The 17,892-nt window shown below is 63.5% G+C and carries 10 protein-coding genes; 6 read left to right on the top strand and 4 right to left on the bottom strand.

Annotated features, from left to right (window positions below; translation table 11 throughout):
- Entirely contained in the window at positions 1-4,821 is a 4,821-nt protein-coding gene (locus tag ACXZ1E_RS01855; protein ID WP_458041762.1) for a DEAD/DEAH box helicase, read from the bottom strand.
- Between the two features lie 547 nt (positions 4,822-5,368).
- Here ACXZ1E_RS01855 and ACXZ1E_RS01850 point away from each other — a divergent pair.
- The 4 genes from ACXZ1E_RS01850 to ACXZ1E_RS01835 all read left to right on the top strand — a co-directional run bounded on the left by ACXZ1E_RS01850 (position 5,369) and on the right by ACXZ1E_RS01835 (position 14,221).
- Positions 5,369-6,001, top strand: coding sequence for a nucleotidyltransferase family protein (locus ACXZ1E_RS01850; RefSeq protein ID WP_458041761.1), 633 nt, complete (start codon positions 5,369-5,371; stop codon positions 5,999-6,001).
- Entirely contained in the window at positions 5,998-6,195 is a 198-nt protein-coding gene (locus ACXZ1E_RS01845) for a hypothetical protein (RefSeq protein WP_458041760.1), read from the top strand. The genes ACXZ1E_RS01850 and ACXZ1E_RS01845 overlap by 4 nt, the downstream gene beginning before the upstream one ends.
- Before the next feature lie 119 nt (positions 6,196-6,314).
- Positions 6,315-12,944: a DUF4011 domain-containing protein gene (locus ACXZ1E_RS01840; RefSeq protein WP_458041759.1), complete on the top strand. Its 6,630-nt coding sequence runs from the start codon at positions 6,315-6,317 to the stop codon at positions 12,942-12,944.
- 71 nt (positions 12,945-13,015) lie between these two features.
- Positions 13,016-14,221 carry an exonuclease domain-containing protein gene (locus tag ACXZ1E_RS01835; RefSeq protein WP_458041758.1) on the top strand — a complete coding sequence of 402 codons (1,206 nt, stop codon included), beginning with the start codon at positions 13,016-13,018 and terminating at the stop codon, positions 14,219-14,221.
- Between the two features lie 562 nt (positions 14,222-14,783).
- Here ACXZ1E_RS01835 and ACXZ1E_RS01830 read toward each other — a convergent pair.
- Complete coding sequence (locus ACXZ1E_RS01830; protein WP_458041757.1) at positions 14,784-14,912, bottom strand: hypothetical protein; 129 nt, start codon at positions 14,910-14,912, stop codon at positions 14,784-14,786.
- 152 nt (positions 14,913-15,064) lie between these two features.
- The gene (locus tag ACXZ1E_RS01825; protein WP_458041756.1) at positions 15,065-15,847 is read right to left on the bottom strand and encodes a hypothetical protein; all 783 of its coding nucleotides are present in this window, start codon (positions 15,845-15,847) and stop codon (positions 15,065-15,067) included.
- A gap of 194 nt (positions 15,848-16,041) precedes the next feature.
- Between ACXZ1E_RS01825 and ACXZ1E_RS01820 the strand changes: the two genes are divergently transcribed.
- Both ACXZ1E_RS01820 and ACXZ1E_RS01815 read left to right on the top strand, forming a co-directional pair.
- Positions 16,042-16,314: a nucleotidyltransferase domain-containing protein gene (locus ACXZ1E_RS01820; protein ID WP_458041755.1), complete on the top strand. Its 273-nt coding sequence runs from the start codon at positions 16,042-16,044 to the stop codon at positions 16,312-16,314.
- Positions 16,311-16,532 (top strand): hypothetical protein, encoded by a 222-nt coding sequence (locus ACXZ1E_RS01815; protein WP_458041754.1) that lies wholly within the window; start codon positions 16,311-16,313, stop codon positions 16,530-16,532. Before ACXZ1E_RS01820 ends, ACXZ1E_RS01815 begins: the two co-directional genes overlap by 4 nt.
- Before the next feature lie 20 nt (positions 16,533-16,552).
- Here ACXZ1E_RS01815 and ACXZ1E_RS01810 read toward each other — a convergent pair whose 3' ends face one another.
- Positions 16,553-17,833, bottom strand: a complete 1,281-nt coding sequence (locus ACXZ1E_RS01810) for an APC family permease (RefSeq protein ID WP_458041753.1) — start codon at positions 17,831-17,833, stop codon at positions 16,553-16,555.
- Positions 17,834-17,892: the final 59 nt, after the last annotated feature.

The raw sequence follows: 17,892 nt of genomic DNA, 5'->3' as shown, positions 1-17,892 counted from the left end.
CTACGCATCCTGGCTGCCGCCGGGTGAACTTTGCACTCGGCCCGATTCCGGCAGAATCACCAGTGGTGGGAGCGACATTACGATGTTCACTGTCTCGACGCTCACGGTGACGATGCGCGCGAGCAGGTCGAGGATGTAGCGGGGATTGCCCTGCTCCTCGGCCCAGTCGTTGGGGTCGTTGACGATCCCCGACGCCTTGTCGGTCTTGACCTGGTAGCGCTCAATGATCCAGTCGATGGCAGAACGGGAACCGAGCATGTACTCGTGGGCCTCGTCTGGGATGCCGGAGACGGTGATACCACTGTTGTAGATAACCGTGGTCTTGTCGGCCACGCGGCCTGACTTGGCGTACTTCATCTTCTCGACGCCGTAGCTCGCGTTTGCGCTGCGCTGTTCGTGGAGCGGGTATGACTCGACGGTCTCGTAGCCCAAATGAAGCTTGGCGAGCCTCCGCCCCGCATCGCTGAACGCGTGGAAGTCATTGACCTTCGGGATGCGCGGGAGCATTTTCTTGAGGTCGCCCTCGAACTGCTCGCGGTAGTCGGGAGAGTGAAGGATGCCGTAGAGGTAAAAGAAGATGCCGTCCTTCGTGATCTCCCGCCCGAAGGTCTTTTGATAGTCCTCGAGGATCTCGTTGGTGATGTTATCGATGCGTCTGTAGCCTGTTCCGTCATCATCGAGGGCAGAGAGTAGATCACCGTCGTGTTCGCGTTGTTCGAAGCTGTAGCGGGGGAAGAACTGGCCCCCTTTCCCGTAGATGTCTAGGCAGGGGAGGGCGTCGAGGGCGAGCACTGCAAACTCGCTCGTTGCGTGCACCCCATTGAGGTAGAAGCCCCAATTGTCGGTCTCAGCGGAGGGGAAGGCTCTATCGAGTTGATACACCATGTCGTTGAGGCCGCGGTCGAAGTAGACCTTTTGCTTCGAGAACGGGCGGTAGACACTGGTCCGAATTCGATCGCTGTCGAACTTCAACATCTTCCCGCGTCGCAGACTGCTCTCGTCGGCGCGGTTCCAACTGATCTTGCCCGCGTCGTCGTTTCGATTCCACGCTAGGCCCGCTTCTCGTGCGACTCGAGCCTCGTCCACCTGTTGGTTATGGAACTCGATCATGCGCTTGACGTTCTGCTCCAGCGCAAGACGCGAGTAGTTGTAGACCCATGCGTCGCGCGCAGTCGCCAACCCGCGAGAGTAGGTGGTCAAGACGCGAGGTTCGCGCGAATCGCTCTTGTCCTTGGAAGCGAGGAGTGTGAACGACTCGAACTCGGCGTTGCGCTGGTTGACCCAGTCGCCCTCGGCGTTGGGCGTGATGGGTATCCAGTCGATGCCGGTGTAGCTGCGAGCGCTGCGGACGGCTTCGAGCTTCTGCTCGCGGGTGAGGTAGTCGCCGATGTCTCGGTAGAAGACCTTGCCGAGGGTTGGGCCGTCGGGGTTCTTGATGAGCAGGTAGATGGCGGCGGTAGTGCGCGTTCCCTGACCGAAGACGTTGTCCTTCTCCTTGCGTCGTTGCTCACCAGCGGTACGCGCGTTGCCGCGAAGGTTGAACACGTAGATGGAGTTGAACTCGGCCGCGAAGCTCTTTCGGAGACCATCTGCGGTGTTGCCGTCGATGAACCCGCCGTTAGAGACGAACGAGACGATGCCTCGGTCGCCGACGCGGTCGGAGGCCCAGCGGATTGCGCGGATGTAGGAGTCGTAGAGGTTGTTTTTGTTCTGCGCCGTGGAGCGTGCGGCATACGTCGCGGCGATCTTCGAATCGAGCGTTGGGTAGCTGAGATTTTGGTTGTTGTCGTTGCCGGACTCCTGACCCTTCGAATATGGAGGGTTGCCGATGACGACACGGATGTCGAGCGCTTTTTGCGCCTCGGCGCGTTCGTTGTTCTCCGGAAACACGCCGTGGTTGTCGAGTTCGTCGTCGGCCTCGTTCATCTGGAACGTATCGGTCAGCACGATGCCCTCGAAGGGCACGTAGTCGCCACCGACGAGGTCGTGGTAAGTCTCTTCGATGTTGATCGCGGCGACGTAGTAGGCGAGCAGCACCAGTTCGTTGGCGTGCAGCTCGTACCGGTATTTGTAGGCGAGGTCTTCGGGCTTGATGAGTCCGGATTGGAGGAGCCGGACGATGAAGGTGCCGGTGCCGGTGAAAGGGTCGAGGACGTGCACGCCCTTATCCGACAGGCTCGCCCCGAACTCCGCCTTCAGCGCGTCATCGACGCTGTGGATGATGAAGTCCACGATCTCGTTGGGGGTGTAGACGATGCCGAGGCGGTCGCTGGTCCCCGAGAAGGCGGTCTGGAAGAACTTTTCGTACAGCTCTTTGACGATCTGCTGCTTCGCCGCGGCATCCGTGATTCCGGATGCGCGGGTGCGCACAGAGTCGTAGAACTTGTCGAGCTTCTCGGTCTCTTTCTCTAGATGCTGCTCTTCGAGCGCATCGATCATGTGCTGCATGACCTGCGAGACAGGGTTGTGGTCGCTGAAGGCATAGCCCTCGAACAGGGCGTCGAACACCGGCTTGGTGATGAGGTGCTGCGAGAGCATCTCGATGGCTTCCCGTTCGGTGATGAACGGGTTGAGGTTGTCTTGCAGCCCCTTCAAGAAACGAGCGAACTCGTCGTGCAGAGTCGCATCTGAGCCCTCGACCAGCGTCTTGATACGGGTCATGTGGTCAGAGGCGATGCCCGCGACATCCTTGGCCCAGTTCTCCCAGTAGCGACGCTCGCCGACCTTCTGCACGATCTTGGCGAGGATCGCGTCGCGCCACTGGTCGAGAGCGGGGAAGTCGAGCATGACGGCGGTGTTGCCGGTCTCGTTCTTGTCGTCGTCTTTGCCTCCACCGCCGACGCCGATGACAGAGAGCTTGCCCTCGGTGGACTTCGTGAGGTCGATCTTGTTGACCATCGCGTCGAAGCGCTCGTCGTGCGCGCGAAGGGCCTGAAGCACCTGCCACACGACCTTGTACTTCCTGTTGTCGTTCAACGCGGTCGCCGGATCCATATCGGCGGGCACGCCGATGGGCAGGATGACGTAGCCGTACTTCTTGCCCTCCAGCTTGCGCATCACCCGACCCACAGACTGCACGACATCAACGACGGAGTCGCGGGGGTTGAGGAACATCACCGCGTCGAGAGCGGGAACGTCCACGCCTTCGGAGAGCACCTTGGCGTTGGTCAGGATGCGGGCGTTGCCGGCGCCGGGATCTTGCTTCAGCCAGTCGAGCTCTTTGTTGCGGTCGAGCACGTTGTAGGTGCCATCGACATGGTGCACTTCCACATCGAGAAGATTCGATGCGCTCTCGTCCGTCTCTTGATCGATGAGGTCGATCTCGGCCTCGACGACCCGCTCGAACAGATTGGCGATCTTCTTCGACTCAGAGATGTTCTTGGCGAACGCGACCGCTCGCTTCATCGGCTCGGGGTCGAGGGCGAACTCTTCCGGAGTCAGCGAGCGCTTGGAGAGGCCATTCCAACATCCGACGATCTTCGCGGCATCGTCGAGGGTCAGCTCGTTATTCTCGTCAGCCAGCAGGCGCTGGAAGCGGGAGGAGATGTACGACTCGTCCACGGCGAGCACGAGCACCTTGTAGTCGGTGAGTCGCCCCATCGAGACGGCCTCGCCGAACCCGAGACGGTGGAACTCTTCGCCGTAGAACTCGGGGCTGTCCATGTCGGTCAGGACTGCACCGGCCTCCTCGGCCTTGGATCTGCTGGCGTCAGCGTAGATGCGCGGCGTGGCCGTCATGTAGAGGCGCCGCTTGCCTCTGATGTAGTCCTGGTTGTGCACCTTGACGAACGCGGACTCTTCATTGCCAGCCAGCGTGACACCGGTCGTCCGGTGCGCTTCATCGCAGACGATGAGGTCGAACTCGGGCACACCCTCGGACTGCGCCTTGGCGACGACGTCAATCGACTGGTAGGTCGAGAACACGACGGTGATGCCGTCGAAGTCGTCTGGTATCTCTGAGAACTTAGCCACGAGCTTCGTGGTGTTCGTTGTCGCCGGGTAGGCGAGATCGGTAACCGGGATGTCTTCGTCGGACTTTCGCTTGCCGACGCTCACGTCCGAGCAGACGGCGAACGAGCGCAGCGGAAGAGCGGACTCGATCGTCCACTCCTTCAGCGTCTGGGACAGCAGTGAGATAGAGGGAACGAGAAACAGGACGGTGCCGCCACGGGGCACGACCTTCTCGACGAGCTTGAGGCTCGTGAAGGTCTTGCCGGTTCCGCAAGCCATGATCAGCTTGCCGCGGTCGGCTGTCTCGAACCCCGCGACGACCTTCGAGATTGCCAACTCTTGATGAGGGAACGGCTGCTTTGCGGCCTTCTTCGTCAAGTCGCCAGGGGAGTTGAGGGAGAACTGGTCCCAGTCGATCGAGGAATCATCGAGATCCTGCACTCGCAACCGCTGCACGGGCGGGTTCTGGTTCTCGACCGCATCCTCGGCGTTGCTGCCCCAGTTGTCGCTCGTTGAGATGACAAGGCGAGCAGCAAACTCAGGCTTGCCGTCGAGGTTCTTGCTGGATGCCGCGAGGAACGAGTCCAGCATGGGCTTCGTGACCGTCGTCGATGGGTCGAAGAACTTGCATTGGATCGCCGTCAGCTCGCCGGTGTCACGAGCGCGAGCAACAAGGTCAATGCCGGTGTCTTTGCGCCCGCCGCGCTGCGGGTAGTCCGTCCACATCCACACCTCGTCGAAGAGCTGCGCATACTGCGGCTCTATCGTGAGGTAGGCCTGCATGAGCCGTTCGAAGCGGTCGCCCTTGTCGCGCTCGTCATAAGAGACCGAGCGGAGCTCACTCAGGATGTCGTGGATGCTCGCTGCCATGCGGTGCCTCTTTCGAATTTGCCCGTGGTCCCAAGTTATCGGTCACAGTTCACATCTTCGCCAGGCCCGCGAGCGCGGCGCTTCCTCCACATCAACTCATCGAGGCTATGCACCCCCAAAACGACGGACGCGGAGCCGACCAGTAGGCGGAAGTCTGCATCCTCGTTCTGGAGGACTGATGACGGATTGGATTGCCCGCTACGAAGAGGGGTGCGTCACTGCTGGCGGCGCAGTCATGTTGCTGACGGATAGGTTGCACCGCGATCATCCTTGGCCTTCCCCTGAGGATGCACTGCGGGGATGGTTGTCGCGCGCGGATCTTCAAGGACCAGACGTGCACCGATACGGAAATGGTCTGGAACAAGTGGACGATGTGCGGGGCCGTCCCGACTTTCGCGCGGTCGATGTTGTCAGCATCTGGCGTCGGGTCACCTTTTACCGTGTGAATGAGCTCCCTGTTCTCGCGTGGTGAGAGGAGGGAGCCAGCAGCGCTTGCTCAACGGCCGAGGGCGTTCCATATTCGTGACAATCGTGCCAATATCGTCACATGAACCTGAGTGAGCCGTTGGATGGACTCACGACCCCTGTCGAGGCGGCCGTGTTGCGAGTTCTCGCGCGCACCGACTCGGGATTTTCGGGTCGACAGGTTCACGTGCTCGCTGGAATTGGCTCGACGTCGAGTGTGCATCGCGCACTGAGGAACCTCGTCCGGATTGGCGTAGTGGTAGCCGAGGCCCGGCCACCCGCGATCATCTACCGCGCCAACCGTGGGCACGTGCTCTGGCCGGTAATCCAGATGGGCCTGGGCGCACGTTCACGGGTCATCGATAGCATCCGGGATTTTTGTGAGCACGCGCCTGACGAGGTTCCGGGCGTGCGCGATGTCTCTGTTGTTCTCTACGGCTCCGTCGCGCGGAGAGAGTCGACGATGGACTCCGATATCGATCTGCTCGTTGCGTATCCAGGCGGATTCGATGCAGACGGCCGGGCCGCATTCGACTATCACCTCGCGGAGCACGTCACGCGCATCACTGGCAACGAGGCCCAGGTCTTCTCCCTCGAACGGTCCGAGTTCGACCAGCGTCTCCTAGAGAGCGATCCATTCATCGCAGATGTCGCTGGCCAGAGCATCCACATCTTCGGCCCGAGGCTTCCGCCCGTGGCAACTGGCGCGGTATGACGGCGATTCGTCATTTGCCGGTCAAACCAGCTGAGCTCGAGGACGTCTTGTACGCATCGGACGCTGGGCACAGTGGCGCGATCAAGGCCCTGCTTCAAAAGAGCGACTTTGCAGCGCTCGTGGAAGTGCTGGTGGCGATGGGGCTCTACGAGAAGACGCGCGGCGAGGCGGAGCGGGCCGCGAGCGCGGGGTGAAGGCCTGACTCACGTCGGCTGAGGCCCGTCCCTGGGAGATTCCGACGCCTTCCCCTAGGCTCCCGAATGGGACTGCCCGGCCACGCCCTCAACCTGTCGCCGGTCTGGGAGGACAGCGTATGGCGAATGAAGCTCGTTACCTGGTCGGGGAATCGTTAGACGATTTGGCGGAAGGCCTGCGCCCATTCATCGAGGTCACCTTCGCTGAGCAGTTGCCGGGTGGCCCCACCTGGGTGCAGGTCATCGCCGAGAAGGATGCGTTGGCCGGGCGTCCGACTACCCATCACCACACGAACGACATCGGCTTGATGTTGCGAGTCATCACGGAGAAGTTGGGGACTCTCGGCTACCCCTTTGACCGACGCCTTTCGCGGCAGGCCGTGAATTGGGCGAGCGAGCTGCGAGAGGTTCGAAATCGCTATGCGCACCAGGCCGAGTTCACCGCAGCAGAAATGTATCGAGCACTCGACTCAGCCGAGCTGCTACTGCGCGAGATCGGGGCTGACGCGGAGGCGTCGCGAGTTGCCGCCCGCAAACCTGTGGTGATGGCCGCTCTGTCTGGCACCCAAGCGAAGCCACTCCCGATGCCCCCGCCGGCACGGATGTCACCGAAACCCGGGCTGGAGCAGAGCCAGTCGGCCGTGCCTGCAGTTCACGGTTTGCCGGTCGCTCCCGCACCCGTCACCGCACCGGACTCGGGGGAGCAAGGCTCGATTCCGGCTCCTCCCACTCGCCGCAGCCTGCGCGAGGTTCATGAGCCCCAGCCATCCGCGCCGCCCGCGCCGCCGCAACCTGTCGGACTTGCGCAGCTGGCGATCGAATCCGTTGCCGAGCTGAGCTACGCCGTCGCCCATGCGCGCATCGTTGCGGTGCAAGAGGTGCGGATCGCATACGACGGTCCAGAGCTTCGCGGTGCTTCCCTCGAGATCGAGGCGACGTGCGCGACGGGTTCGCTCGGAGGGCCCAAGATCGTGTTGCTCGATCTGGCACCTCACGGCACGGTTGTAGTGACCGCGCCTGACCTGCTCATGCTCGATCCCGGATCGATGCTCGCGGTCGATACGCAGCAGCCCGGTCAGATCCGCGCAACCCTGCGTGACTCGAGCGGTGTCGTGATCACCCAAGTTGCAAACGACGTCATTGTGCTCGCGGCGAATCAGTGGATCGCTCGCGAGCTGCACCTGGGGCTCGAACTTCTGGCATCTTTCGTTCAACCACAGGCGACCGCTTTGGCACCGGTCCTCCAGGCCGCTTCGGATCGCCTCGGCGAGGCAACAGGTCGATCCGACCTCGACGGCTATCAGAGCGACAATCCCGAACGTGTCGACGCTACGGTCGAATCCATTTGGGATGCGGTCAGGTACGGCGACATTCGCTACGCTGAGCCGCCCGCGAGCTGGGGAATCTCGGGGCAGAAGGTGCGGACTCCGCACGAAGTCCTGGGTGATCGTCTCGCCACCTGCCTCGACACAACCGTCACCCTTGCTGCGCTCCTCGAGCAGGTCGGCATCAACTCGACCCTGTGGTTGACCGAGAACCACATTCTCCTCGGCTATTGGCGTGAAGACGCAACGCTGGGCGACCCCGCGACGACAGACATCGAGGAGGTCATCAACCTTGCCGAGTTGGGCAAGATCGGTCTGGTCGAGACGACTATGGTCACCGGCGGTGAGGCATCCCGGTCTTTTGAGGATGCGCGACGAGCGGCTCGAACATACCTCGTTGAGCGACGGCACGAGGTCTTGGGGATTACCGATATCCGCGGAGCGCGCGAGAATGCAATCCTTCCGCTGCCCAGCCGTGCACGTAGCGAGACGGGCGAGGTTGTCGTCACGGAGTACCGGCTGACCGAGACCTCGTCGATGGCCCCTTATGTTCCTGGCGAAACTACTCGCTCGTCGGCCGGCCGCCCGGTGCCGCCCCCTCGGGTTTCGCAGTGGAAGAACAAGCTGCTCGACCTCACGCTGCGGAATCGCCTCATCAACTTCACTGATCGAGCGGGCTACGCCCTCGCGGTGCCGGGCGATGCTCTTCCTCGTCTGGAAGACATGATTAACGACAAGCAGAGCATTAGTCTGCTGCCGTCCGACGGCGTGCCCCAGATCGCGCGAGAGCGAGGCATCCGGTTCGGTCGCGATCTCGATCCAACTAATCGCGAAGCCCTCCTGGCCGACAAGCGCCAGGCGTATCTCTCTGACATCACCGCGGCGACCTACACCAACCGCTTGCGCGCTCTCGCGAGCAAGGCGAAGACGCTGGTGGAAGAGACCGGCGCGAACAACCTCTATCTTGCGTTCGGGACGCTTCGGTGGACCTTTAACGATCGGGAGCTCACGTCGCCCCTGATCCTCGTGCCCGTCACGCTCGAGAGCGTTTCGCGAGGCCAGTCCTTCAAGATCGTTCTGGACGAGGCGGGGGCATCGACACCAAACTACTGTCTCCTTGAGAAGCTGCGTGTCAGTTTCGGCCTCGAGATTCCCGGCCTCCAGAATCCCGCTGAGGATGCTTCCGGCATCAACTTGCCCGAAGTCTTTAACGCTGTCCGCCAGTCGATGATCGACGCGAAGCGTCCTTTCGTCGTTGAGGAGTCAGTGCATCTCGCGATCCTGCAGTTCGCGAAGTTTCGCCTATGGAAGGACCTCGACGACAACTGGGAGCAACTGCTCGGCAACGAGCTTGTTCGCCACCTCGCTGAGTCACCCACCGACGCCTTCGTCGAGTGGGCGCCCCGGCCGGTCGACGTTGACCTGGACGTGTTGGCGACACAGGTGCCTGTGTCGGCCGACTCATCACAGCTTGAAGCCGTGGCCGAAGCGGTCGCGGGCCGGACCTTTGTACTCGAAGGTCCTCCCGGTACCGGCAAATCGCAGACGATCACGAACCTGCTTGCACGAGCGCTCGCAGCCGGGCGGCGCGTGCTTTTCGTAGCCGAGAAACGTGCAGCGCTCGATGTTGTGAAAGCGCGTCTGGATGCAGTTGGTTTAGGCCCGTTCTCGCTGGACCTGCACGACAAGGGCGCGCGCCCGATGGCGGTGCGGGAGCAACTACGAAAGGCGCTCGAGGCGCAGGCGCGCCCCGATATGGCTGCGCTCAACACCCAACGAGAGACATCCGAAACGAGCCGTGGGACTCTTTCGAGATACGCGCAGCGTCTGCATGAGCCGAATGCCGCGGGCTACTCCCTGTATTCGGCGCGAGCACATCTACTCGCCGCGCCCGAAGACGTGGTGGCACTCGATGTGCCTGCTTCGCTGGCAAGCGGAGGCACCGGGCAGGACTTCGACGAACTGCGTTCTGCCCTGAGATCGCTGGCCGCCGTGAGTGATCTGGCTCGGCCCGCCGAGCTACATCCTTGGGGCTTCGTGGACATTGCCAACGGGCAGCGCGTGGACGCGGTGGCGGTGCACCAGGCGGCTCAGGAATTCGATGGGGCTCTGGTGGGTGCATCGGAGGAGCGGGTGCCGGGGGACATCCTCGCGCACGTCAGAAGACCGGAGCAGCTAGACATATGGGCCAAAGTCGCCAGAGCCCCTCGGTATTCGCTCGACGCGATTGACTACGCGGCGGCGCCGGTAGGCGCTGCCGAGATAGCACGACTGCGTGCCGACACGCTGGCGTTGGCTCCCGGTTCAGGATGGCTGACGTCGCTAGATGCCCGCGTCGTGGGGCGCGACGTTGCGAGCGTTCATGCCGCGGCTGTCGCCGCCGACGAGTCTTCTTTCTTCGGGCGGAAGAAGCGTCGTCGCGCCGTTCTCGAAATGATTGCGCCCGACCTCGTCGTCGACAAGTCGACGATTTCTCTCAAGCAACTGTCGACGATCACCGCCGCGGTTGTGGATTCTGCCTCACGTATGGCGACGGTCAGGAACGGGTTCCTTCAACTTCCTGCGCCTCTTATCGATAGCGCTTGGAATCCGTTCATGCCAGGTGCTGCCGACGCAATCGTCGTTGCGGTCGACGACTTGGCAGAGACCGCGCGCCTGCTTGGTTCCGACCTCTCGCCAGCGGGTGACCTCCGAGAAGATCTCCGTGGTTACTACGCCACGACATCCTCGGAAGCGCTTGCGGCGGAACGGATCGGTGCTATCGCCGAAGCGTGGCGCGCTCTGGTGGCACAGCCACACTCTGGCCCTGCCGACGGATCCCCTCAGGATCGGTTCACGACCTGGGCGGGTGACGTTGGTGTCATCCCCGCCTGGGAGCAGACCCGCGGCGCTCGTAACGTCGTGACCGCCGAGCCGGTGACTCTCAATCGCTGGATCGGTCTGCTCGATCACCTCGAACCGCTGCGACGAGCTGGAATGACCGATGCGCGCGCCGGGATCCTGGCGGGCCGGGTGGATGCGGACGATGCTTCGCTTGCGTTCGACAAGGGTCTCGCTGCTGCGTCGATCGAGGAACGCGAAGAGGCGACGGCGCTCTCGTCGTTCGATCCCGTCGCGCACGATCGGGCGATCACTCGCTTCACCGACAGCTCATCGGCGATACGCGACGAGCTTCCGCGCGCCATCCCGGCGGAGATTCTGAGTCTGCGCAGATTCGACGCCGCGTTCGATGGTGGCGACATGGGAGCCCTCAAGCGCCAGTTGGCGCGTCAGCGCGGGGGCGACAGTGTGCGAGCGCTGATGGAGAAGTACGGCGACCTGATCACGCAGATCGCGCCGTGCATGCTCATGAGCCCGGAATCCGTCGCACGCTTCTTCCCGGCGAGATCAGGCATGTTCGATATCGTCGTCTTCGACGAGGCATCCCAGATTCGCGTGGCCGACGCCGTGGGTGCGATGGGCCGCGCGAGATCTGTGGTCGTCGTGGGCGACTCGAAGCAGATGCCGCCGACCTCGTTCGCCGAGATCAGCGTCGATCCTGAGGACGAACAGGAATCGGCGGCGATGCCGGTCGCTGACGAAGAGTCGATCTTGACGGAATGCACGCAGGCACGTGTCCCGAGCAAATGGTTGTCGTGGCACTACCGGAGTCAGGACGAGGCGCTGATTTCGTTCAGCAACCACCACTACTACGACAGCAGGCTGTCGTCATTCCCGGCGCCCGTTCGCACAGTCGACAGCGTGGACGTGGCGGCTTCCGGTGCCGGTGAAGCTTTGCGCGTTGACCACGGGATCTCACTCGTGCGAGTTCCCGGTCAATTTGCGCGCTCTGGCGGTCGCGGGGTGTTGCGCACCAACAAGGTCGAGGCAGAGGAGATCGTTCGTGAGATTTCTGAGCGATTCGCCCGCTCGGCCGACGAGACGCCGTCCCTCGGCGTGATCACGTTCAACGTGCAGCAGCGGGATTTGATCGAGAACATGCTGCGCGATGCCCCGGACGAACGAATCGGTCGTGCGATGGACGAACGGGACGGGCTGTTCGTGAAGAACCTCGAGAGCGTACAGGGCGACGAACGCGACACCATCCTCTTCTCCGTCGCGTTCAGCGCGAACGACCGCGGGATGCTCCCGTTGAACTTCGGACCGCTTTCACGCGCCGGTGGTGAGCGTCGTCTCAATGTCGCCGTGACGAGGGCGCGCCGACAGGTGATCCTGTACTCGAGCTTTGACCCCGTCGACCTCCGAGCCGAGCAGACTTCATCGCGTGGAGTCAAGGATCTGAAGGCGTACCTCGAGCTCGCGCAGCGCGGGACCGAGGTACGCGACGATTCCGCGCTCCGTGAGGCCGTGAACGATCGGCACCGCGAAGACATCGCGACTGAACTGAGATCTCGCGGGGTCGTTGTCAGGACGGACGTGGGTCTGTCGGACTTCCGCGTCGATCTCTCTCTGGCGTCGGCGACTGACCCAACTCAGCCGTTGGTGGCTGTCCTGTTGGACGGCGAGGGTTGGCGCTCGCGTCGCACAGTCGCCGACCGTGATGGGCTACCCGTGGAGGTACTCCGCGGGCTCATGCGCTGGCCGGCGGTCGAACGTGTTTGGCTACCGGCCTGGCTGCAGGAGCGCGACGCCACCGTCGAGCGTCTTGTTTCTGCGGTCACCGTTGCGGCAGAAGCGCACGCGGCAGATGAGATTGTCACTAAGCGCGATGTGTCGGCCGCGCCGATCGGAGTGGACGGTGCGGCTGCATCGCCTACCGAGCCATTGGAGAGTCCTTTGGTGCGGGCATCGGCGGTTCTGGAACCGGTAGCTCGAACTCTGGTGTCGACGTCGCCAGTCGGTCGGTCACGGCATCCAGATCTTGTTGTGTTCGATCCGTGGAGGCCGCCGTATCTTGGGGGTACTGACGTCCTTGACGGGCTTCCTGGTGCACTTTCCGCGCAGCGCGTCAGGGCTGCGCTGCTCGCGGCTATCGAGCACGAAGGACCCATCGCTAGCGTGCGGCTTGCAAAGCTCGTCGCGGAAGCGTTCGGGCTCTCGCGAGTTCAAGGCTCTCGCGCCACCGCGATTCTCACGCAGCTCTCCGCCGCCTATCTTCGATCAGTTGATCCCAGCTTTGTCTGGCCTATGGGCATCGAGCCTCGCTCGTGGCATGTCGTCCGGACGAGCGAACCCGGAGAGGGGCGCGCGCTCGATCACGTGAGCCTCGTTGAGATCGCGAACGCCATGGCCGTGGTCGCCCAGCTCAGCGGAGGCATCGGTGAGACCGAGATTAAGCGCGAAGCTTTGTCCCTGTTTGGAGGTAAGCGTCTCACGGAGCAGATATCTGCGCGCTTGGATCAGGCTCTGGAACTTGCGCTCGCGCTGAACAGACTCGTGCGGATGGGGAGGGGCTCGTTTTTGGCGGCTCCGCGCGAGTCGTAGCTCGTTGGTGTTGTCCGCGAGCTAGTAGGGCAGTGCGGTTCAGGTACGGAATGAATCTGGAGGAGACATAGATGGCACGCGGATTTGCCGTGATTGACCTGGAGACGACCGGGCTCTTTCCCGACCGCCACGACCGGATCGTCGAGGTGGCGATCGTTCATGTGTCGCCGAGTGGCGAGATCGAGGGCTCGTGGGAAACGCTGGTCAACCCGATGCGCGACATGGGTGCCCAGAAGATCCACGGCATCGGCGCCGCTGCCGCTTCCCGAGCGCCAGAGTTTGGCGCCGTCGCGCCGAGCATCGCGAGTCTGCTGCGCGGACGAGTGCCGGTCGCGCACAACGCCAGCTTCGATGCGCGCTTCTTAGAAGCCGCGATGACACAGACGGGGGAGTGGTGCCCCGATCGCGACTACTGGATGTGCACGATGCAGCTAGCAGCCACCTTCTTGCCCGGGCGCCGCAGCCTGGCGGATTGCTGCGGGGCGATCGGTGTGACTTTGGAGAACGCGCATCGCGCATCTGTTGACGCGCTGGCGACTGCCGGTCTTCTCCGCGCCTATCTCAGCGCAGGCCAAGATCGGGCCTGGTGGGATCAGTGGCTCGCGTCGACGGATGACTGGCCGCATCCGGTTGAATCGCCCGTCGGATGGATGCCGCGTGAGGCGGTTGACGTGATTCCCCGGTCGGTGCTCGAACGCCTCCACGTGCTGGTTGCCCCAGCTGAAGATGATGGCGCACTGAACCTCGACTATCTCGCCATGCTCGATCGCGTGCTCCTTGATCGCCACATGTCGCTCACGGAGGCTGATGCGCTCCTTCGCTTCGCACAAGACATGGGATTCGCGCCGACAGCGATCAAGCGGATGCACCGGGCGTATTTCGATGGGCTGGCCACGGCCGCGTGGGCCGATGGCGAACTCAGTGCACGCGAATGGGACGACATACAAAAAGTCGGGCGACTGCTCGAGATTGATGCGTCCGAGATTGAGGCTGCTGCGGCGGGTCCCGGGCCGGTGGCTCCGGCGCTCACCACCGGGTTCCGACTTGTCGCTGGCGACACTGTTGTGATCACGGGAGATACCCGACGCGACCGCTCGGAGTGGTTCGAGATCCTTGGCGAACTTGGGCTCGTTGCCAAGGACAACATGGTCAAAAGCGCGAAGGTGCTCGTCGCCGCGGACCCTGATTCCATGTCTGGCAAGGCCAAGCAGGCCCGTCAGTACGGCATTCCGATCATCACCGAGGAGAGCCTCGAGCGGCTGGTGGGCCTGGACTAGGTGTTCTTCCGTACGACGACATCGTTGCCACCATGTCGGCCAGGACGTTGACGCGCACGAGCGATATACGCCGCGTTGCCTGAGGGGCGTTTCGTCTCGCTGCGCTCGCTCAACGACCGGGGGAGGTGTGCACGGCCGGATCCGGTCGATCGAAGCGCGTGACCCGTATCCTGTGACCGCGTTCGCTCCGACAGTGCTTGACCGCACCGCGATCGCTCGCGCTTGCGAGCAGCATGGCGTCGCTCGGTTGTGCTTGCGGCGACGGACACCTTGGCGATCATTGCACTGGTGACATTGGCAGCATGGTTCCCCTCGGCCGATCCGTGGATCATGGTCATCGGCACGCCTATTGTCATTGTGGGAACAGGGCTCGGAGCGAACTTTGTGCAGCGGTGCAACGCAGCCAGGCGTCGCGAAGGCGGATAGGGCGAGGCATCCGCTCGGCTCGGGGCGGGGACGGGTGCGTCGCTTCGACAGGCTGAGCGACCGTTGGCGGGCTCAGCGATCGTGAGCGTCCGGTGACGTCGTCTGGTTCGCGGCGGATGTCTCGGTCAGGCGTTTTCTATCGACGCTCGCTTGCGCTGAAGCGCCGACGCAGGCTCTGCCGGGTCACGGGGTCCTGCCAGATCGCCCACGCCGTCGTGGCGAGGGCGCCACCGCCGACGAGCAAGAGGATGATCAATGCCGTCATGGGTGGAACTCCTTCGTGGCGGACGTGCAGGAACTCGTCCCCTCCAGTATGCAAAAGTCGCAGCGCGAGCAATAGGCGTATTGGGTTGGGTAGGTCACTTCGACAAGCTCAGTGACCGCGTTGGGTTGAGCGTTTCGGCTCGCTGCGCTCGCTCAGCGACCGGCCCAGGCACGGACGTGGTGGACGGTCGCGGACTTCGGGTACGAGCCCGAGGGCGTTCCGATTTCGAACAGGTCGATCATGAGGAACAGCGGATAGTCCGGAGCCTGAGGCATCCGGCGCACGACGAAGCCGTCGCATCCGATCGTCGTCTCGCCGTCGCCCCAAATCGCGGTCCAGGTGTGCGGTTGGCTCGCGTCGAGAGGCACCGTCACCACGGCCATGTCGGTCGTCAGTCGAGGATCGTGGTGCGCCTTGATTCCAGAGCGCGCGGTCGTGGTCGGCCCGATTGCGTCGGCGTCGATTTCGAAGATGCAGATCTCGCCCGAGTCGGCGGGGGAGAGGTGCTCGGTGGCGACCAGCCAGGCCGCGAGCATGCACCCGGTATCGCGACTGGCGGTCACGGTGATGTCGACTTGCCCGCCCGAGGGTGCGAAGAGAAGCCGCTCGGGTGTCTCGGTGCGGACGAAGAGCTCGTCGGTACGGTGGCGGTGGGCGCCGCGCACGGACCCGCCGGGGCCCGAGAAGGTACCGGTCTGCAGGTTCGATACGCGCAGCGGTGCGTCTTCGGTGCGCCAGTCGAGTTGGTCCTGTTCGATCCGCAAATCGATGCCGCCTGGCGTGAGGCGATACCGGGCTTCGGATCGGTCGGGCGTGGTCCAGCGCGGTAGATAGTGCGGGATCCAGCGCTCCGCCGACAGTCCGGCCGAGAAGTCGTCGTCGAGATCGGGCGCCCTGTCCGGCGGCGGGGGCAGCGGGTCGCGAAACACAGGCATGCGCGATGATCTCATGCCGTGAGGGCTGATCCAGATGAGCGGCTGGTGGCGGAAGCATCCGGCGTCGCGGGGGCTTTCTAGAGGACCCGTTCCATAAACGAGACATTCGCGTCAAGACTGATACATGAATCTGCGGAACCGTTCGAGGACCTCACCTCCGCGGTCGAAGTGGCCGTCCTGGCGCTCGGACGCGGGTGTTCGACAGCATCCGGAGCTTCTTCCCCCAGAACGCCTGTGACGACGCTCCCGCTGAGAACCGCGTCACGGCTGTGGTCCACGGCTCCGTCGCGAGAGACGACTCAAATCTCGACTCGGACGACGACCTGCTTGTGGTCTATCCCGACGGGTTAGGCCGAGGGGCGAAGTATGTGCCGCGACGGTACAGCGCGAGCCGCGAGGGCGGTGAGCCGAAGCATCCGCGGGCTTGCTCGATAGAGTTCTCGCACACGAAGCGGAGGCAAACATGAGGCTATGGCTGGCGATCGGCGTGATCCTGTTCGGCATCGTCACGATTGGGGCGGGCGCGGTCGCCATGTATGGGCACGCGATCATCGCGGACGAGACCGGAATCAGCGGTTGGAACCCGGCCCTGTGGCTTGTGCTGTTCGCGGGTGCGGCCGTCTTCTTGCTCGGAACCGTGCAGATCGCGGATGCCGTGGGCTCTCGTCCGGAGCGCCCCGAGTAGGTCTGGGGGTGCGGTGTGGCTCAGCGCCCCCGCACCTTCACCGTAATCACCTGGCCGACGAAGATTGCGGCGGCCACCGCGGCGGCGACGACGATCGTGAGCGGGTCGTTCTGGATCTTCAGGATCGTGAAGGGGATCAGGATCGCGAGGTCGAGCACGATCGTGAGTACCGGCAGCCAGAGCGAGGCATGGATCTTCTCGCGCAGGCGCCGGATGACGCCCCACTGCACGGCGATGTCCATGGTGAGGTACAGCAGGGCGCCCATCGAGGCGATCTGCGTGAGGTCGAGGAACGCGGTCGCGACGATCGCGAGACCGGCCGTGATGATCAGCGGTTGGTGCTGCACCTTCGCCGGCAGCGCCGGTGCCTGACGCATGTCTTGCAGCATCGCGTACAGCCGCGAGACGGAGTACAGGCTCGCCAGCAGCCCCGAAACGGTCGCGACCGCCGCGATGGCCACGGTTATGCCCACGCCCCACGAACCGAACAGGGGCTCGGCCGCCTGCGCGAGTGCGTAGTCGCGGGCGTCGGCGGCGCCCTCGGCGCCTATACTCGACTCGACCGAGATCGTGATGAGAAGGTACAGGGCCGCGCAGATCGCGAGTGAGATCACGATCGAGCGGGCGATGTTCTTCTTCGGGTCGCGGATGTCGTCGCCCTGATTGGTGATGGTCGTGAAGCCCTTGTATGCCAGCACGCACAGCGTCGTGCCCGCCAAGAGACCGACCACGTCGGGCGCATCGCCTGAGCTGTGAGCGAAGAGCCCGTCACCCGCGACCGCGGTGCCGACGATTCCGGCGATGGCGAGGACCGCGATGGCGAGGATCTTAGCCACGGCCGTGGTGGTGGCGGATGCCTCGACCAGCCGGTTGCCGAGCAGATTCACGATCGTGGCGGCGGCGATCACGATCACGCCGAGGAGTGGCACGAGCACGACGGAGTCCTGCAGTCCGAAGGGTCGGAGCAGGTAGGTGCCGAATGTGCGTGCGAGCAGGCTCTCGGCGACGACCATCGACACGTACATGAAGAGCGAAAAGGAGCCCGCGATGACGCCCGGGCCGTAGGCATCCTTCAGCAGCATCGCGATGCCACCCGAGCTCGGGTTGACGCTGGAGTAGCGGATGTAGGAGTAGGCGCTCGCGCCCGCGACGATCGCGCCCAGCAGGAACGCGAGGGGAAACCAGTCGCCCGCGAGGCCGGCGACCTGGCCGACGAGTGCGAAGATGCCGGCGCCGATCATGACACCGGTGCCGAGCGAGACCGAGCCAGCGAGCGAGATCCGGGCCTTGTCGTCGCTCATGCGTGCCTCCCTGATCCCTACGTCGACAACCGGGTTCCCGGCGCTGCGTGGGCAACGGT

It is taken from the genome of Pacificispira sp. HM-600 (assembly GCF_977993705.1).
This window is presented reverse-complemented; position numbering and strand designations above follow the sequence as displayed.

Bases quoted from the DNA above. Each gene is read 5' to 3' on its own strand.
- ACXZ1E_RS01855 (WP_458041762.1), bottom strand. From the start codon at position 4,821: ATGGCAGCGAGCATCCACGACATCCTGAGTGAGCTCCGCTCGGTCTCT.
- ACXZ1E_RS01850 (WP_458041761.1), top strand. From the start codon at position 5,369: ATGAACCTGAGTGAGCCGTTGGATGGACTCACGACCCCTGTCGAGGCG.
- ACXZ1E_RS01845 (WP_458041760.1), top strand. From the start codon at position 5,998: ATGACGGCGATTCGTCATTTGCCGGTCAAACCAGCTGAGCTCGAGGAC.
- ACXZ1E_RS01840 (WP_458041759.1), top strand. From the start codon at position 6,315: ATGGCGAATGAAGCTCGTTACCTGGTCGGGGAATCGTTAGACGATTTG.
- ACXZ1E_RS01835 (WP_458041758.1), top strand. From the start codon at position 13,016: ATGGCACGCGGATTTGCCGTGATTGACCTGGAGACGACCGGGCTCTTT.
- ACXZ1E_RS01830 (WP_458041757.1), bottom strand. From the start codon at position 14,912: ATGACGGCATTGATCATCCTCTTGCTCGTCGGCGGTGGCGCCCTCGCC.
- ACXZ1E_RS01825 (WP_458041756.1), bottom strand. From the start codon at position 15,847: ATGCCTGTGTTTCGCGACCCGCTGCCCCCGCCGCCGGACAGGGCGCCC.
- ACXZ1E_RS01815 (WP_458041754.1), top strand. From the start codon at position 16,311: ATGAGGCTATGGCTGGCGATCGGCGTGATCCTGTTCGGCATCGTCACG.
- ACXZ1E_RS01810 (WP_458041753.1), bottom strand. From the start codon at position 17,833: ATGAGCGACGACAAGGCCCGGATCTCGCTCGCTGGCTCGGTCTCGCTC.